The organism is Streptomyces sp. NPDC000878 (genome assembly GCF_053599695.1).
Map to the genome: position 1 here is coordinate 24889 of NZ_JBSFMT010000028.1, position 17478 is coordinate 42366.

Consider the following 17478-nt stretch of genomic DNA (forward strand, 5'->3'; position numbering starts at 1 on the left):
TCCGTCTCCGTGTCTCAGCAATACAAGATCCGCTGTGCGATGCACCAACTCATCCAGCGCTACCTCAACGCGAACTGGGGATTGAGACTGGTAGGCGCGCATGAGGAGTCGCGTATTCCTCAGGGGTGGCGGAAGTCTTGTCACCATGTGTGGCCCCAGGCGCTGCCAGCTTCGGTGACGAGCCGGGGGGCGGTCTTGTCGTCGTAGCCGAGGGTCTTGGCTACGACGGTGCGGTTCCTGGCGCGGTTCATGCCGGACCTGCGGCAGGTGCGGACGGAGGTGGCGGATTACCTGGCCGAGCAGTTGAGGATCGCGGACGCCGGGGTGCTGGCGGAGTACGGCGAGCGGGACGGTACGGCCCGCTCGCACGCCGGGGAGATCCAGCAGGACGGGGCTGGCGGGACTTCGCCAAGGTCCGGGACGAGCTGGTGGGGTGGCTGCGCGAGCGGAGGGTGCTGTTGCCGGGAGTGAGCCGGTTCGCCCGGCTGGTGGCCTCTTCGCCGTACCTGCCGAGGCTCGACGCCGTGATGAGGCGGACCCGCACGGCCCACGAGGCCGAGCAGGCCCGGCGCTGGGCCCGCTTCGACCGGGAGAACTTCGAGCTCGCCGCCGAGATCCGGGCCGCCACCGCGCACCTGCACCGCTGAGCGCCGGTGCGCGGCCGGTCCGGCGAAACCGGGTGCGAGGCGGACCAACTGACCGGAAGAATCATCGGTTATGCCGCACTCCGTCCCCGCATCCGGCGTCCCGGATTCCCAGTACGTCCGGCGCATCCTGCGCCACTCTCAGAGCTCGCTCGTGGAGCTCATCGCCTCCACGGGCGCCCAGCTCCCGCACCCCCGTGACCTGCGCGAGCATGAAGGCCTCGGCGTATATGGCCCTTGGGCCCTCGCCGACGCCGCCTGGATCTCCCTTGCCCTTGGCCAGGAGATCAACCGCGCCCCGGCACAGCCGCGCGACCTTGCGCAGATCCTGGGCTTCTACCTCGCTCTGGACGACCCCTTCTACAAGGAGTCGCCGGAGGAGAAGCTGACGCGCCTGCTCCTGCGGGTAGCTGGCCAGCAGTTCATCTGGCAGGTGGACGAGTACTCCGAGCTGAGTCGCGCGGTCGCCCTCCTCACCCAGACCAGCACCCCGGAGCCCCTCAAGGTGATCGGCCCCGGCTGGGCGCAGGACGTGCTCGGGTGCTCGGTGGCCGACTACGTCGGCCTCGCCCGCTACGTCTGGGCGACCGCCACCGGCATGCCGATCCCGGAGCTCAAGGGCCGATTCATCCCGGACATGATGCTCGCCCCGGCGGACTACTCGGCCTTCTCCACGCTGCGGTCCGCAGCCGATGCGACCGCGGTCCTGGAGCGCCACTTCGTGACCGACGCCTCCGGGCTCCAGGCGACCTACCCGGCCTCTCCGGACCCGCTGCTTCGCCGCTACGGCCACAACCCCCTGCGGACGACCCCGCTGGTCGCCGGGTTCGGCGAGGGCTACCTGGTCCCGGTGCCGGCCGCGGTCCTGTCCAAGGCGAGCATGCTCGGCCTCTACTACACCGGCGGTGAGGAGAACTCCACGCCGCGCGGCAAGCTGTTCACCACCGACCTCGGGCACCTCTTCGAGGCGTATGTCGGGCGCCAGGTCGGCCTGCTCGACAATGCGACGGTCTACCCCGAGATTCGGCATCCGGGCGTGAAGAAGGGGGGCGGCGGCAAGTCCGTGGACTGGATCGTCGTCTTCCCGGACCTGGTGCTGCTGGTGGAGGTCAAGTCCGCCCGACCCAATGCCTACCTGCGCCTCGGCGCGGAGAACTACGCCCAGATGCTGGCCAAGACGCCCGGCGAGGGATTCACCCAGATCGAGAAGACCGACCGGCTCATCTCCGAGGGCAACCCTGCGTTCGCGCAGATCCCGTCCCACCTGCCGCGGAGGGGCATGGTGATCACGATGGAGCCGTTTCACCTGCTCAACACCGCCGAGCTCCGCGCCGGAATCCAGCCCACCCCGAACCCGGTGACGGGCGAGATCATCCCCATCACCACGGCCTCGATCCACGAGCTGGAGCACGCAGTCACCATCACCGACATCAGCTTGTCCCAGCTGCTGCTCACCAACCCGCCGAACGGTGCCCTAACGCTGCAGCAGTTGTTTAAGGGGCACGAGTTTCTGGAGAACAACTCGATTCTGGAGGAGGGCTGGAAGGCCATCCCCTTCCCCGGCCTCCGGCAGCGCTGACACGGCGCGACCCGGGGGTCGTTCCCCCGGGCCGCACCAGTCCACGTCATCGGGGAGGGGGCGTCAGTCCTCCCGGCGGCGCACGGCCCGGAGCGCGACGTCGTACGCCATCGCGCCGAGCGCGAGAACCACGAGCGGCCACACGAACGGGGATCCTGCCGGGACAGCACCGTGGACCAGGAGCGCACCGAGGCTGCCGGTGCCGAGCATTGCAGTGCAGGCCGGCAGGTCCGGCGGGGTGATCCGCAGCACCATCTCCCGGCGTACGGCCGGGCGCGACGGGGCCGGAGCGGGAGCGCTCATCGGCCGTTCCCCGTACCCGCCCCGGCCTCCAGAGCGCCGCCGGTGATGTGGGCGGCAAGCCGCTTCACCTTCCGGCGGACCCGCTGACCGACAACCTCCGGCTCTGGAACACCGGCGGCCATAGCAGCCTCGGCCCAGCTGCTGATTCCGCGGCGGCTGCGCCACATAACCACTGCCCGCTCGTCCGTGGACAGCGCCTCCAGGATCTCGATCAGACGCGAGTCTTCGAAGCCATCGAAGCTGAGGTCGATGGCCGGCTGTCCGGAAAGCACGTCGTGCAGGGTCATCCCGTGGCTGAGCGGGGCGTCGAGCAGTCGCACGTACTCCCTGTTGGCCTTACGGTCCCAGATCGGCTTGAGTTGCTTGTTGATGACGCTGGCCTCGGCCAGGAACAGGGCCAGGGCACCGGGGGAAAGCTGGCCTTCGTTGTGAAGCGGGTCCGCCCAATTGCCGAGCAGGGCGGTGGAGATCGGCTCGCTCCACCCGCTCCACCTTCCCAGCGCCTCCGAGGTGTAGGCGCGGATCGCGGCCCAGTCCCCGGTGAGGGCGGCCTCGCGGGCGTTCAGCGCCCGGACCACCTCGGGCACCGGGATGCCGACCGCCTGGAAGCCGGACTCGATCGTCTGGTTGGCCGGGTGGTCGGGCTTGAGCACCGCCATGCCGGTGGTGGTGGTGATCATCGTTGGAGGAGTGCCGCGATCGAACGGCTCGGGCAGTTCGAACGTACCGTCGATATCGAGGGCGACGGTCCCATCCTCACGAAGAGTCACGAGCTCGCCTCCGCTCCCGGTCCAGTCGACCGGGAACAAGGCCATGACCGCCCCTGCGGCACCCGGGTCCCAGTTGAACTCGTTGATCCGCTCCGCCACGTGGGTGTCGATGGAGTCGTCGTCCTCGACCATGTAGTAACTGGGCGTCTGGTCCTCGGTGGCCATGGGTGCCTCCTTGCGTCGCTGGAAAATCTTTCTCCCCTTGGGCCTCACACGGGCCCGATCCGACAACGCCTCCACAGATTTTCATGTGACCTGCATCACGCAACCAAGGTGCGCGCAGCCCCAGATCGCCCCGACGCCATGACGACACGGCGAGCCGCCTGGGGTTCTGCCCGGGGCCATCGGCCTCGACCTCGCCGACGACATCCGGGCCGCCGCCGGACATCTACGCCACTGAGCGCTGGCCGCCCTGACGGTGCGGCACCTGGCAGACTCAAGACCCCGGTCCGCGTATCGTCAGTCTGACGAAAAAGAGGTGGCGCCCGACACTCTGAAGGCATGCATGCCTTCCTCTCGCACAACCACCAGGACAAGCCGCTAGTCAATCAGCTGGAAAGCGGACGGTCGTCGCCGAGGCGTTCGGCGGCCTTGCCGACGTCGATGCCGTACGAGCGGAGGGCGTTCGCGTTGTCGAGCGAGTCGAGGAACACGTCCACTGCCGTGCGGATGGTCAGTGCCTTCCCGGTGGGCAGTCGCACGACGGCGGGCACCGGTCTCTCCCTTGCTACAGATGACAGGGTTGCTTCATACACGACCTCGCTGACATCGCCGCAGGTCGTGATCAACGATGCCGCAGATAATAGGGCGTTATCCGCGGGACGACTTCAGACGTGTCCTGTCTCAACGAAGTTAGTCGATGCCGGGTCCCTGACCTGGCCGGACTAACTTCGTTGAGACGGCCGAGTCGAAGGGCTGGTGAGAGCCGTGTCACCAGCCGCAAACCGCGGAACATCGAGCGTCGATCGGCGGTATGCCGTTCACACCTGATCTCTCGGACGCCCGGCCGTGGTAGCTCAGATCTTCAGTACGGCGTCGTCGAACTTCTCCCGGAGCCGGTCCGAGCGCTGCTGGGCCTGCAGCCAACGCCGGTGCAGGGCTTCCCGTGCCTCTCCCGAAGGGGTCTGGCCCGCCTCCCGAAGGATGTCGACTTCCTCGTGAAGTGACCGGTGGGCGTTGCGGGCCACGGCTCCCAGATCACGGTCCTCCTGGTAGATGCGGCGTGTTGTCCGGCCGACCGCCTTGAGGGCGGTGTGCACGACGTTCCACGACTCCCCCGTCGACCCCATCCTCTCTGCCTCAATCTCCGGCGGAGCGCCGTAGCCGGGAAGGTTGTAGCTGGAGAAGACGAACCGTACTTCTGCCTCGAACTTGTCCTGTAGGGCGTCGCAGTCGTCCTGGAACCGGTCGCAGGCCGCCCGTAGCCGGTCTTCTCGGCGGTCGGCCTCTGCCTGCCTGCGGTCCTCCTGCCGGTTGCGCTCCGTTGCCTTCGCGGTGAAGACGGGGGTGAAGATGACTCCCGCGAGAGCGATGAACGCAACGGCCAGAGTGACGGCGTTCGTTGACATCACCCCAGGGTGCCACGGATCCACAGGGCGCCGTCGTGGTTCGGAATGGTTCTGCGGTTTGCGGCTGGTGACACGTTCGGCGTTACCCCGCACGGCTAGGTTCGCTGAGACAGAAGGCCAATCGCCTAGCGGCTGAGAAGCGCCTCGATTGGATGAGACAGGACAAGACGGGTCCGGTCACCAACGCTCCGTCAACTGTCCCGTTTCACCGAAGGTTGAGCGTTCTCATCGAACTTTGACCCCCTCGCGGGCCTACTGAGCCAGGAGTACCGCGCAGGCCGGAGTTACTCATCGGGGCACCGCCGACGGCCCGCAGCCAGAACTGCATAGCCCGGCTTACCAGCTGACGCCGCTTCGTTGCCACCGCGCTTTACCTTAAATCGGCCTATGGGCAGAACGCTTGGTTGTTAGTTCACCTGATCGCATGAACTCCGCCGTCCTAGTTCGGCATTGCGCGGGACCGGGTGGCAGATTCCGTGATGCACGTCGGTGGCTCATCACCGGCGTCCGCCTCATGCCGCCGTCGGCGGAGCAGGAGCAAGTTGCGAGACGTCCAGACGCCACAGAGGCGTTGTTGAGGCTGATCGTTCTTCGGGCGTTGGCAGGTGGGCCGTACGGGGCGAGGACCGCCGTACTCCCTTCTGCAGGGTGTTGGCCCGTTCCTCGTCGGCACGAGGCTTCGGCTCTCGGGCGCGTGACACGCTCCCGAGAGACGGGAGTTTTGTGTTCGCCCGGCACGCCGGGTGAAAGGACAACACCATGGTCGCGAAACGACCTGACCGCATTTTTCCGCGCATCGGCACCGACGCCTACGGCCGGAACCTCGCGGACGCCATCGAAAACACCTGCGCGGAACTCGGGGTCGTACCGCCTCCCCGGCAGGCGATCACCGAGGGACTGGCCACCGCTCTCCCGGACACCGAGATCAAGGGCCTGATCACCAGCCGGAGCGGCAAGAAGGTGCTCAAGCCCTCGGCCTACCGCCTCGTGCAGGCCGGCGAGGAGCAGGTACTCCTGCTGATGAGTGACGTTCATGGTGCTGCGGTGATCCCGTGGGACCTCAACGACCGCACCGTCAGCTGCTGGTCGCCGCCCGTTCCTGAGGCCAGCCAGCGCGTCAAGGACCTCATCGCCACCGAGCTGGCGCTGCACGAAGCCAGGAAGACCGCGAAGACCGCCGAGAAGGAGCGGGAAAGCTGCCGCCGCGCGGCTGGTGACGACACGTACGCCGCACAGGCCCTGGCAGCGGCCACGCAGAAGCACGAAGACGCTGACCGTCGAGTGAGGGAACTCGAAGGCGAGCGCCAGGCCCTCCTCACTGCCCTCGGTGGCCGGCGGCCGCGTCCTGTGGTCCGGGCGGCGGAGGCGGACGGAGAGCCGAAGGCGGCTCTCACTCTCGCCGAGCAGCCGTACGACGTGGCCGTCCACATGCAGCGGTACGCCGCCGAGAATCTGGAGCGCGCCGGGAAAACCCGCGGCTACGACCTGGCCGAGTCCCTCGTGGACGCAGGCCAGCTCTCCAAGGGCATGAACGTCCTGCAGCAGTGGCAAATCATCCGCCCCGACGGCACGGTGTCGAAGCTGTGGCGGCTGGCCGCCGTGACTGGGAACAACCGTGCACTGGCCCGTCTCGACATCTTCCGCGTGCGGCCGGAACACCTGGTCACGGGGATGCCCCAGTCCCTCCTGCCCATGCCGAAGGGCAAGAAGGCTGATCCCGAGCTGCTGCTGCTGAGTCAGCGGGAGATCCTGAACCGGCTCTCCGACCGGCTCAACGAGGCCGTCGCCAGGCCGGAGACGGAGGCGACCGACCCGTCGGTCCGGGCCGGGAAGATTGCCACGGTCTCCGCGGAGATCGTGATCGGCTGCACCAAGCCGGCGGCTCTGGAGCACGTCCTGCGGACGCTGAACGTCAACGACCACCTGCGTGGCATCCAGCCCTACGACGAGGATGCGCGCCTGATCGCCCTGTTCGCGACGCTCGTCGACGCCTACGCCAGGGAATCGCTCCTCGCGGACGCGCTCACTGAGGCGTTTCCCGACGCGCGAGGCACGGATCTCCTCGACTTGGTCGGGGTGCGCGACGCGTTGACTGCCAACGGGCCGCTCGACCCGCTGGTGCCGCTCGTGCCTGCGGGCGACGACGCCTCACCGGCTGTGCTCCGCGACATCGCGGTGCGCGCTATCACCGCGCTCGTGTTCCCCGAGATCCCGCCCGAAACCCCGAAGCGGACGAACGCTCGCACCGTCCGGGACACGGGACGCTTCTGGCCGATCGTCAGGGGGACGCTGCAGGAGCCGGCGTGGAGCCAGACCAAGGCGAGGACGGCAGAGGCACGCACCCGCCTGTGGTCCGCCGCCATCGCCCAACTGTTCCTGCACCGGGGCAACATCCTCTCCGCTCTCGGCCTCTTCGGCGTCCCGGAGACCGCGAAGGGCGCCGGGCAGGACCCGCGGTCGCTCAAGGTGCTCCTCCTCGGGGCGGAGGCCGGCGACGCAACCGCCTGGGCCGCCCTCGTGCAGCGCATGACACCGGCGCTGATCCACGCTCCGCAGCCGTTCATCACCGCTGGTCAGGGCAGCGAGGCAGGCGACGGCCGCAAGGGCGTGCGGCGCACTCCCAAGAGCGCCCTCGCCGCCCTCATCGTGGCGTACACAGCAACCAGCGCCCCGGGCGTCAGCCGGGCCCTTCTCCTCGCGTTCGCGAAGGCCGTGCTGGAGCACCCGGACGCAACACAGCCGCCCGAGACGGAAGACGGTAAGTCTCTGATCTGTTACGGCGAGCAGCACTGGGTTGAGGGCCGGACGCCGATCACCGCGGGGATGGTGATCGCTCCTGACACCGAGGGCCGGGCCACCCACTACATCGCAGACAAGGCCTGGTTCGACGAGACCTTCCCCGTCGAACTCGGCCGCCCGGCCCCGGGCGGCGCCGGAAGCACCAGCGCTTCGTCCACGGCCGGAACCAGCACGAATCCCACTGCCGCCACCGCGCACGGTGCTCCGCCTGCCGACCCGCACGACCAGCTGGCCGCGCTGCGCCGTGAGCTGCCCGCCCGTGTGGAACTCATCGAGGGCGGCTACCAGCAGGCCGTGGACTCCGCCCACAACCTGATGACGGATTTCGAGGAGGCGCACCGCCTGCGAGTCCAGCTCGGAGAGGACGCGCTCCCGGCCGAGCAGCGGATCGAGTGGATGGAGAAACTGACGAAGGTCCGGGCCGCGGCCCAGGCCAGCGTGACGACGCTCGAACAGGTGGAAGCGCTGATCCTGCAGGTCTGACCGGCGCGGTAGAACCCGGGTCCTCGTGTACCGGCGGGCTTCTCAAGACAGTCGAGGAGCCCGCCTCCCGTCCTCACCAGAGTAGTGCCCCGGCGGGTCACGCGACTGGTCCAGTCACGTGCAGAGCGAACAGACCGACCGAGGCGACACGCACGCACCAAGCGCGGGCGGTGGGGTCGTCTCGCAAGCAAAGCGGTCGAAGTTCGGTGAGAACGCTCACCCTTCGGTGCGACGGGACATCAGCCGCCCGCCAGGACCGACGTCGGCTTCGCACACGATCTGACACGGATCTTCCTCAACCCCCGACCTCGGCCAACGCCGCTCACGGTCATATCCCCCTGGTCTCAGGTCCCGGTCGCTGCTCTTGACGAATCCCGGCGCCTCAAGGCCCGGCAGGCCGTGTCGTGCACCGAGTCAGGCCTTCGTCGTGGCTGAACCGTCAGTGACTACCGACGGCGAGAACGCCAGACATCCCACCATGGTCGCCGATCCTCTACCACGTCGGTTTCGGAGCGGCTGACTGCCTCCTCGGCCCGTCGTCCGAACGATCGCGAGGACCTTGCGGCGTTCGCCGAGGGACTGGCAGTCCGGCTGCCGGGCTCATGGGGCGTCATCGCCCGTGAACACGCGGCGTACGCGAAGCAGTTCCCTCTCGCCCAGCGAGTGTCGGACCTCGGGCATGTGAGCTGGGCCTTCGATCAGTTCGTGCTGAACCGGGACGCGGTACTCACCAGCAACGCCGGAGCCGAGCTGGTCGTCATCGACCGCCTGCGGCACAAAGACGAGTTCCTGGTCGCCGCCCTCCAGCCGCACGGCGTCACACCCACGGACTCGGTGGCAGCGCCCCACGGCATCGTCGTCAACGCGGACCCGGCACGAGCGGCATCGGCAGTGGCAGATCGGTTGCTTCCCTTCTACGAGCAGGCCGTGCGGCATGTACGGATCGAGCAACTCGCTACGGCGATGACCGCCGGAGAACGCATCCTGACCGAGTGGGACTCCGTGTCGGACAGCCTGTGCGACGCCGACCACTGGCCCCACGACGAGCGCTACGGCCTGGGCTAGCAGCAATGGGACGCAGCGATGTGGGTGCAATTCGCTCCCTTCCCTCACCCACGGCCCGGCCCTGGTCGCCCACGCCGAGGCAACGCTCCCGTTCCTGAATCCTGATGATCGTGTGGAGGGACGCTGGCCGTACCGGCTCCGGGTGCTACACGAAGCCCTGTAAGGCAGCGCACGGGTACAGGCCGACTTCGAGCTTGTTGCTGGTGCACTGGTGCCAGAACACCCTCGCGCCGCAGCGGCCTTCGCGACGGCTGTCGCCGAGCGCGATGCCGAGGGCTGGCAACTGCTCCCTGACCTGGATGGAGAACGGCGGCGCACGCGTTGAGATAACGCAGGCCGAGCGAGCCGTGCTCAGCCAGCGGGACAAGCCACCGCAGTCCGCACAGGTCGAGGCCGCCCGCTCCCGGTCTCCGCACGCGATCCACCAGACCGTCCCGCTGGCGAAAGTCTCCGCCACTACTCCGCCGCTCGGCGTCCTGGGCACGACCGCCCTATCCGATCGCGCTAACGCGGATTCCCGGCACCGCCAAATCCGTCTGCGGGCCACATCCTCGTCCTCCGCCCGCCCCCGACCACTGCGAGGTGCAACTCTCGTGGCGGAAATACCTCCGCACATCACCATCGCCCACCACGATCAGTACGGCGTCGTTGCCGCGACATCGCACGACAACCACGCCGCCGACCGCATGCTGCGGCTGGTCGGCTTCGCGCGGCTGCCCGGCAGTCACCTGTACACCCTGCCCGAGCCGGCGCACGACCTGACGCGGCGCGGTCAGCAGGTCGTCCAGTCTTTGCGCGCCGCGCAGTACAGCGTCACCTCCGACGCTGTGTTCGACCTCAAGCCCCCCACCCGGCTCCACGGCGGGCGAGGTCTGCTCGACCGGCCGGAGAACGACTCGGTGCCGGAGTCCATCGGCGGCGAGGAGGCGGTCTCCGCGTCCGCCCGCGCCCTCGACGCCGACATCCAGGCCGCCCGGATCATCGTGCACGACCAGGTCCGCGACCCCGACGGCACGCTGCGCGCGGTCGGCACCGACATGCGCACCCGCGAGGGCGTACTGCTGCACGGTGAGGGCGATCTGCGATACGTCGAGAGCCGGTTGGACAGCACCGATCTCGCGTTCGACGCGTTCTCCTACATCCGCGGGAACGGCCGTCCCGATCCGACTCCCGCGACATGGCAGCGCCGGGCCCAGGCCGCCACCGCCATCTCCCCGGCCCGCGCCAGTACCTCGGTGCCTCAACGGCCCGACGTCACCGTCTCCTACCGCCCGGCCCCGGCTGCCCAGCAACCGGTCCGCGTCCGCTAGGCCTGTCGAGCCGAAGGAAGTTTTCACCATGAATCTGCAACTCGATCCCGACGTCGCCTTCGGCGTTCACCCCGGCCTCGGGGTGGCCGCCGCCGTGGCGGACGACCGGCCGTTCATCGACGAGGTGCTGCGCAGGCACCACTTCCGCCGCAGCAGCGCCCTCGATCTCTACGTCCTGCCCGGTGACACCCCACACAACACGGCGGTGCGGACCGTGGCCCGGGCCAGCCGCGAATTCCAGGACGTCGGCCTCTCGGTCGCCGCTGATCCGCGCATCATGATGCCGCCGCCGATCCCGACGCCGGACGGGGTGCCCGTACGCCAGGCGCTGCCCGGGCAGTCGCTGACCGCCCTGACCGGGGAACTCCACGAGCTGCGCCGCTCGGCCGACGTCGCCGATGTCCTGGAGCAGATCCTCGACGAACACCACGGCGTCGTCGGGGACTTGGAGGAGTTCATCGACACGGCAGCCGCCTGGTGCGATCGGCTCGACACCGCGAACGGCCGCGAGCTGGGCCAGCACCTACGCACTATCGCCCACCACGTCGCTTTCCTCGGCGACCAGCTCGTCACCGCCCAGCTCGACCTGGCGGTCATGCCAGACGTGACCCCGGACAACGCCCCGGCCTTGGCCGACGTACCGCTGCTGCCCCGGTACGAGCTCCCGTCGGTCACGCACACCGCCCGTGCCCGCGCCGCTCTCGCATCCTCCCCGAACCGCCCAGCCGCACAGTCCACTTCGCCGGACGAAGCAGCCCGTTCACCGGTTGTCCCGCCCAGCCCCCGTCGTACGCGCTGACCTTTCTCTCGATTCCACGGAGGAGTCCGGCTCATGGCCGTCAAGAAGTTCTGGACCATCAACCACGCCTGCGGAGACACCACTCGGGCCGACCTCTCCGACCGCCCGGCCGACCGTCGTGCCGGCTACGCCCGCTGGCTCGCCGAGCGCGACTGCTCCGACTGCTCCGACTGCTCCGACTGCTGGCGTGCTGCCCAAGGCGAGGACACCGAGTCGAAGGCCGAGTGGCTGGCGAAGAAGCGAGCCGCCGAGCAGGCCGAGGCCGATGATTGGTCGACGCGGTACCGGATGCCGCCGCTGGACGGCACCGACCGCGCAGTCGCCTGGGGCACCCGCTGCCGCCACCAGCTCGTGGCCGCCGCGTACACCGCTCTCGTCATGGAGGGCACTACCAGCGAGGCGGAGTGGGCGGCGATCGAGGACGCCGTGCGGCCTCTGACGCGTGCCGGGTGGTGGCTGGATCAGCGCGATGCCGACCCGGCCGACCTGCCCGAGCTGCTGGCAGCGGCTGAGGGCGACCGGCCCACCGAGAACCCTCACTTCTGACCCGTCTGCGGAGGCCTCCATGTCCACCACGCCCGCTGTAGTGATCACCCGCGAGCCGACCGGCAACGTCACCGCCGAAGGCGGGGACGAGTTGGCCACCACGCTCCTCAAGCGCGCCGGCTTCGTCATACAGACCACACCGCGCTCTTTCTGGTATCGCCTGCCTTGGGACATGGGCGACGAGCGCGAGAACCAGATGGCCAGCCACGCCGCCCGAATGCTCGCGGCCGTCGGCTACCAGGTCGAGCTCGATCCAGGCCTGGACGTCACCCGCGTCAGCACGCCCACCGATCCCCTCGGCACGCGCGTCTACGGGCAGCAGATCCTCGCCCTGACTGACCAGCTCAACGGAGCCGCCACGTATGTGGGAGCCGCGGACCTCATGGAGCACGTCGTGGACCCGGACGACGGTGTACTCGTCCGCCTCGGCGAGTTCTTCGAGGCCGCCGCGGTGCACGCCAACGTCGCCGATACCGCAGACGGCTGGGACCTGTCCTATCTCTTCGAGGACGCTGCTTCCACGCTCACCTCGCTCGGCGATGACCTGCGCCGTGCCGGCAGCCAGATGCGGGCGCTCGGGCCGCCCCGGAAGCGCGGTTGGCAGGAGGGCGTCGCCAGCTACTACGCGACCGCCCCGAGCCCACGCACCGCAGCCGCGCCCGCCGCCTCCGAAGAACCCACCGCCACGCCGCCCGCCACGCCCAAGCCGGGCAGGACTCGCTGATCGCTCCCCCGCCTGTTCGTCCAACTCCCCTGCTCAGCGCCCCAACCGCAAGGAGCCCGCTCGTGATCGCCAGAGCAACTCGCCGCCCCGCCGCCACCCGTAGGTCCGCACCCCTCTGGATCCCGCCTTGCCATCTCCGCGTACCAGCACGCCCTCGACCACCACCGGCACCGACTTCCTCCTCTACCTCCTGATCGGCATCGCCGGTCTAGGTATGACGGGAGGCTCGCTGGCCTGGCTGTTCGGCAACCTCACCAACGCCGCGGCCGGCTCCGATCCGTGGGCCGCCTTCCAGCCGACCGATGCGCTCCTGCACCCCGAGCTCGTCTGGCCACATCTCGCCCAGCCCGCCGTCCTCACCAGTTGCTACCTGTTGCCCGCCGCCACGCTCACGGTGGCGGCCGTCGTCGGCACCCGGCTCTGGCTGCGCCTTCGCCGGAATCCCAGTGGGCTGGCCGATCGTCGGGACCTGGCCGACCTGCTGCCCAAGAAGATCGCCGCGAAGGCGATCGATCTGCGGCCCAGCCTGAAGGGGGTCAAGCCCAAGGCCGTGGTCCCGGACGACCGCGGCGTTCTGCTGGGCACGCTGAAGCCGGGAAGCACCGAGGTCCGTTCCTCCTGGGAGGACGTGCTCCTCGCGATCATGGCGCCCCGCTCCGGGAAGACCTCCGGACTTGCGATACCCGCGATTCTCCGTGCCCCCGGCGCGGTGTTGCTGACCTCGAACAAGGCGGCGCGCGATGCCTTCACGGCGACGCTCGACGAGCGTTCCCGGGTGGGTACGGTGTGGACGCTGGACCCGCAGCAGATCGCCCACGCCCCGCAGAGCATGTGGTGGGACATCCTCGCCGACGCCCATGATCTCGCCGGGGCCCGGCGGCTGGCCGGACACTTCGTGACCGCCTCCGTGGACGAGTCGAGCGCGGGCGACTTCTGGTCCACGGCCGCCGCCAACACCCTCACGGCGCTGTTCCTCGCCTCGGCCCGCGACCACCGGCCCATCACCGATGTGTTGGCCTGGCTCGCCTCCCCCGCCGACCGGACCCCCATCGACCTCCTGCAGGACGCCGGTCTCGACGCTGTCGCCGCCCAGCTCCAGGGCACTGTGGCCGGGGCCGTCGAGACCCGCGACGGCATCTTCGAGACCGCCCGGCAGTACGCCAGCTGTCTCCTCGACCCGGCCATCGCAGCCTGGGTCACCCCGCCCAACGGCCTTGAGAAAGTACGGGAGTTCAAGCCCGAGGCATTCGCGACCAGCAAGGACACCCTGTTCCTGCTGTCGAAGGACGGCGGCGGTTCCGCATCGGCGATCATCGCCGCAGCCGCCGACGCGGTGATGCGAGCGGCCGTCATCCAGGCCGAACGCGACGGCGGGCGCCTCGACGCGCCGCTGCTCGCGATCCTCGACGAGGCCGCCAACGTCTGCAAGATCTCGGACCTCCCGGACCTCTACTCCCACCTCGGGTCCCGTGGCGTCATCCCGATCACGATCCTGCAGTCCTACCGCCAGGGCGTACGGGTGTGGGGCGAGGCCGGCATGGACGCCCTGTGGTCCGCCGCGACGATCAAGCTGATCGGCTCCGGCATCGACGACGCCGACTTCGCCGACAAGCTCTCCCGCCTCGTCGGCGACCACGACGTACGCACGGTGTCCGTGTCCACCAGCGAGTCGGGCAGGTCGACGTCAGTGTCGATGCGTCAGGAGCGCGTGCTGCCGGCCGACGCGATCCGGGCCCTGCCCAAGGGCTCCGCACTGCTGCTGGCGACCGGCGTCCGTCCCGCCCTGCTCGATCTCAAGCCGTGGTACCGCGAACCGGACGCCGACCGGCTCGGGGCCGCCTCCGCCCGGGCGACCGCGGCCATCACCGAGCGAGCGCTGGCCAAGCAGTTGCACCGCGACGGCTTCGGCCCGGCGGCATGACCGCCCCGGCCCGGCGCGAGGCCCGCACGAGACGCGCGGCCGTACGGCCCACCACGTCCCCGAGCCGCTGCTCGACCTCCCCCTGTTCTTCCTGAGGTGTTCTCATGTCCCACTCCGTACCGACCTGGGCATCCGTCCGCCCGTCCGAACGGTTTGCCGGCACTCCCGCCGTACGCCGCGACGGCCACTGGTGGCTGGTCACCCCGACCGGCACCGTCCCGGCCTCGGACCCCGACTTCACCGGCGAACTGAACCACTTCGCCGCCGACATGGCCGCCGCCGACCGCGCCATCGCGAAACTGCGCACCGAGCGCACGGCCGTACGCAAGGACCGACGGTGACGCCGCTCATCCAGGCCGAGCAAGCGGTCCTGGGCTCGGTCTTCCTCGACCCCGGCCAGCTCGACCATCTCTCGCCCTGGCTGCGGCCCGATCACTTCTCCCGTCCGGCGCACGCCGCCCTCTACGCCGCGATGCTCAAGCTCCGTGCCGACGGTCACCCGGCCACAGCGGCGAAGAGTGGAGACCCGATCCCGCTGTCCTGGGTGACGGACACGGTGCAGGAGGCCGGCACCCGGACCCGTGGGCTCACCGCGCCGTACGCCCATTCCTTGATCGCCGCATGCCCGCGAACCACCCATGCGCCTGTCTACGGGCGGATGGTTCTGGAGGGCGCCATCCACCGCAGCGTCACCCAGCACGCGATCCGCCTCCACCAGGCCGCTCGTGCCGACGCCGTTCGCGGCGGAGTCGAAGAGACTGTCCGTCACGCCCAGATCCTGTCCGACGTCCTCGCCGACCTCGCCCACCGGTGGGGAACCGAGCCTCGACCGGTACAGCCTCCGGCGCCAGACACGTTGTCCTCCCCACAGCCACAGCCACAGCCGCAGCCCGTCGACGAACAGGTCCTCGCCGACGAGGAGTTCCTTCTCGGCTGCATCAGCGCCCGGCCCGCGCAACTGCTCGACGTCGTCGGCTGGCTGCATCCCGGCGACTTTGCGGACATCGGCCATCAGCAGATCTACCGCGCCCTGGGCGCCCTGCACCACCGGGGCGAACCCATCGATCAGCTGACCGTGTTGTGGGAGACGCAGCGCCGGGGTGCGCTGTCCGACGGAACGCTCGACGCCGAACGCGTCCTGCGGATCTGCGATCCGCTGTCCCTCTCCGGTGTGGCCGAGCACTTCGGCGGACAAGTCGTCCAGGCCTCGCTCGTCCGTACGGCCGCAGCCTCCGCCCGGCAGGTGCGCGCGCTCGCGGACAACGAGTCCCTGGCCCCGGGGCGGCTGATCGGCTACGCCCTGCACGCCCTCGGTCCGTTGGACGACGTACGCCGCCGCTTGCGCCTCACACACGAAGCCGAACCCGAGCCGCCGCGGCGGACCAGCGAGCCAGGTACCTCGCCGCCGGCCGCCCGTATCGATGCGGCCCGAGCCCGCAGCCACCTCGCGGCTACCCCGGCCCCCTCGGCGCCGGTCGCGCCCTCCTGCGCCTCGTCTCCCGACCGACACAACCATCGGAGTCCGTCGTGACCGACCACACCGGCCGCGCGGGCCTGGAGAAGGACGAACTCTACGCGGTGGCCCGGGAGTTCGAGATGCTCCGCTCCGAAATGGTCCGGTCCTACACGCAGAGCTCCCTGCCCGGCCTTGCGCCCGCTTCCCGTCATCTCGGCGCACTGGCAGGACTGGTGAAGGACCTGTCCGACGAGGTCCTCTTCCGCGCCACCGCCGACGACCCGGGACTCGACTTCGGCCCGGTCATCGCCGCCTACACCAGTGCGTGCGCCCCGGCGGGACGCGCCATGACCAACTTCACCGATGCCTTCGAACAGCTCGGATTCCTGCGCAGGTACGCGGAGGCCCCAGCCTCGGCAGATCTGCGCGATGCCCGCCAGGCCGCCTTCAACGTCGCACAGGACCGGCTGGACCTCACGGTGGACTCACTGCAGGAAACCTTCGTCACGCTGCGGCGCGCTGCCGACGGGATCGACGGCACCCCACCCCGTGTTCTCGCCGCGCTGAGCCGATCGGCACGCCCAGCGAACTCGATCTACCGCGTCCCGGCGAAGCTCCCCGCGACCGAGCCGATCCGTCTCGCCTACATGCCGGTGTCCCGCCGTGCGCGCTGACCTCCCGACGACACCGCCCCAGCCGTCGATCGGGAGTCTGTGCTCCGGGTACGGAGGTCTGGATCTCGGCGTCCAGGCAGTCCTCGGCGGAACGATCGCCTGGCATGCCGAGATCGACCCGGGACCGGCCCGGATCCTGTCCCGACACTGGCCGACCGTGCCCAATCTCGGCGACATCACGGCTGTGAACTGGGCCGAAGTCCCGCAGGTGTGCGTCCTGACGGCCGGCTTCCCCTGCCAAAGACGTCTCCGTCGCCGGCCGCCGAGCCGGACTGGCTGATGGCACCCGGTCCGGGATCTGGCACCACATCGTCCGCGCCGTCGAAGCCCTCAACCCCTGCCTGGTGGTGATCGAGAATGTCCGAGGGCTCCTCACCTCGCCCGCCGGTTCCCCTGGCGACGTGGAACTCTGCCCGTGGTGTCTGGGAGACACCGCAGGTCAGCCTGCTGTGCGCGCACTCGGTGCCGTACTTGGCTCCCTGGCCGACCTCCGGTTCGATGCGCGCTGGTGCGTGCTTCGCGCCGCTGACGTCGGAGCCCCGCACCGCCGGGAGCGGATCTTCCTCACCGCCTGGCCCACCGGACGGATCGCCCCTGCTCAAGACGCCGACCAGCAATTTGGGGGCCAACGGCGGCAGTCAGCACCCGGCGAAACGCAAGCAGGGCGGCCACGGCCCGAACCTGGCGGACGAGGTCGAGTGGCTCCTGCCCACCCCGAAAGCCTCGGACGGTACGAAGGGTTCGCCCAACCAGCGCCACGGCAACGGGGACTTGACCCTGCCCTCAGCTGCGGCGCGCCTACGGCCCACCACGAACGCGGACCTCACCCGTACGACG

At 69.5% G+C, this 17478-nt stretch carries 18 protein-coding genes and 1 pseudogene; 15 read left to right on the forward strand and 4 right to left on the reverse strand.

The window, feature by feature from the left end:
- Positions 1 to 216: 216 nt before the first annotated feature.
- The 3 genes from ACWDR4_RS24365 to ACWDR4_RS24375 all read left to right on the forward strand — a co-directional run bounded on the left by ACWDR4_RS24365 (position 217) and on the right by ACWDR4_RS24375 (position 2223).
- Complete coding sequence (locus ACWDR4_RS24365) at positions 217 to 471, forward strand: DUF4158 domain-containing protein (protein ID WP_450411579.1); 255 nt, start codon at positions 217 to 219, stop codon at positions 469 to 471.
- A complete protein-coding gene (locus tag ACWDR4_RS24370) occupies positions 468 to 647 on the forward strand; it encodes a hypothetical protein (RefSeq protein WP_450411581.1) in 180 nt (59 codons plus the stop codon). The genes ACWDR4_RS24365 and ACWDR4_RS24370 overlap by 4 nt, the downstream gene beginning before the upstream one ends.
- A 151-nt stretch (positions 648 to 798) precedes the next feature.
- Positions 799 to 2223, forward strand: coding sequence for a hypothetical protein (locus ACWDR4_RS24375; protein WP_450411582.1), 1425 nt, complete (start codon positions 799 to 801; stop codon positions 2221 to 2223).
- A gap of 63 nt (positions 2224 to 2286) precedes the next feature.
- On the opposite strand, the gene ACWDR4_RS24380 is transcribed toward ACWDR4_RS24375, so the two are convergent.
- From ACWDR4_RS24380 to ACWDR4_RS24395, 4 genes are all read right to left on the reverse strand, one after another.
- Complete coding sequence (locus ACWDR4_RS24380; protein WP_450411584.1) at positions 2287 to 2526, reverse strand: hypothetical protein; 240 nt, start codon at positions 2524 to 2526, stop codon at positions 2287 to 2289.
- On the reverse strand, positions 2523 to 3461 hold the full coding sequence (locus tag ACWDR4_RS24385) for a hypothetical protein (RefSeq protein WP_450411586.1): 939 nt from the start codon (positions 3459 to 3461) through the stop codon (positions 2523 to 2525). Before ACWDR4_RS24385 ends, ACWDR4_RS24380 begins: the two co-directional genes overlap by 4 nt.
- Before the next feature lie 383 nt (positions 3462 to 3844).
- A complete protein-coding gene (locus tag ACWDR4_RS24390) occupies positions 3845 to 4009 on the reverse strand; it encodes a hypothetical protein (protein WP_450411588.1) in 165 nt (54 codons plus the stop codon).
- Between the two features lie 303 nt (positions 4010 to 4312).
- The gene (locus ACWDR4_RS24395; protein WP_450411590.1) at positions 4313 to 4864 is read right to left on the reverse strand and encodes a hypothetical protein; all 552 of its coding nucleotides are present in this window, start codon (positions 4862 to 4864) and stop codon (positions 4313 to 4315) included.
- Positions 4865 to 5623: 759 nt separating this feature from the next.
- Here ACWDR4_RS24395 and ACWDR4_RS24400 point away from each other — a divergent pair.
- From ACWDR4_RS24400 to ACWDR4_RS24455, 12 genes and pseudogenes are all read left to right on the forward strand, one after another.
- Entirely contained in the window at positions 5624 to 8146 is a 2523-nt protein-coding gene (locus ACWDR4_RS24400) for a hypothetical protein (protein ID WP_450411592.1), read from the forward strand.
- 681 nt (positions 8147 to 8827) lie between these two features.
- Positions 8828 to 9211, forward strand: a complete 384-nt coding sequence (locus tag ACWDR4_RS24405) for a hypothetical protein (RefSeq protein WP_450411594.1) — start codon at positions 8828 to 8830, stop codon at positions 9209 to 9211.
- Between the two features lie 593 nt (positions 9212 to 9804).
- On the forward strand, positions 9805 to 10521 hold the full coding sequence (locus tag ACWDR4_RS24410) for a hypothetical protein (protein ID WP_450411596.1): 717 nt from the start codon (positions 9805 to 9807) through the stop codon (positions 10519 to 10521).
- 28 nt (positions 10522 to 10549) lie between these two features.
- The gene (locus tag ACWDR4_RS24415) at positions 10550 to 11320 is read left to right on the forward strand and encodes a hypothetical protein (protein WP_450411597.1); all 771 of its coding nucleotides are present in this window, start codon (positions 10550 to 10552) and stop codon (positions 11318 to 11320) included.
- A gap of 33 nt (positions 11321 to 11353) precedes the next feature.
- On the forward strand, positions 11354 to 11866 hold the full coding sequence (locus ACWDR4_RS24420) for a hypothetical protein (RefSeq protein WP_450411599.1): 513 nt from the start codon (positions 11354 to 11356) through the stop codon (positions 11864 to 11866).
- Positions 11867 to 11885: 19 nt separating this feature from the next.
- Positions 11886 to 12590: a hypothetical protein gene (locus tag ACWDR4_RS24425; RefSeq protein WP_450411600.1), complete on the forward strand. Its 705-nt coding sequence runs from the start codon at positions 11886 to 11888 to the stop codon at positions 12588 to 12590.
- Positions 12591 to 12717: 127 nt separating this feature from the next.
- Positions 12718 to 14511 carry a type IV secretory system conjugative DNA transfer family protein gene (locus ACWDR4_RS24430; RefSeq protein ID WP_450411602.1) on the forward strand — a complete coding sequence of 598 codons (1794 nt, stop codon included), beginning with the start codon at positions 12718 to 12720 and terminating at the stop codon, positions 14509 to 14511.
- Positions 14512 to 14615: 104 nt separating this feature from the next.
- The gene (locus tag ACWDR4_RS24435) at positions 14616 to 14852 is read left to right on the forward strand and encodes a hypothetical protein (RefSeq protein WP_450411604.1); all 237 of its coding nucleotides are present in this window, start codon (positions 14616 to 14618) and stop codon (positions 14850 to 14852) included.
- On the forward strand, positions 14849 to 16042 hold the full coding sequence (locus ACWDR4_RS24440) for a DnaB-like helicase N-terminal domain-containing protein (protein WP_450411606.1): 1194 nt from the start codon (positions 14849 to 14851) through the stop codon (positions 16040 to 16042). The genes ACWDR4_RS24435 and ACWDR4_RS24440 overlap by 4 nt, the downstream gene beginning before the upstream one ends.
- Positions 16039 to 16641 carry a hypothetical protein gene (locus ACWDR4_RS24445; protein WP_450411607.1) on the forward strand — a complete coding sequence of 201 codons (603 nt, stop codon included), beginning with the start codon at positions 16039 to 16041 and terminating at the stop codon, positions 16639 to 16641. The genes ACWDR4_RS24440 and ACWDR4_RS24445 overlap by 4 nt, the downstream gene beginning before the upstream one ends.
- Positions 16631 to 16921, forward strand: a complete 291-nt coding sequence (locus ACWDR4_RS24450; protein WP_450411609.1) for a DNA cytosine methyltransferase — start codon at positions 16631 to 16633, stop codon at positions 16919 to 16921. The genes ACWDR4_RS24445 and ACWDR4_RS24450 overlap by 11 nt, the downstream gene beginning before the upstream one ends.
- Positions 16914 to 17165: pseudogene (locus tag ACWDR4_RS24455) on the forward strand (DNA cytosine methyltransferase); the annotation flags it as partial. The gene ACWDR4_RS24450 and the pseudogene ACWDR4_RS24455, both read left to right, overlap by 8 nt.
- Between the last annotated feature and the right edge of the window lie 313 nt (positions 17166 to 17478).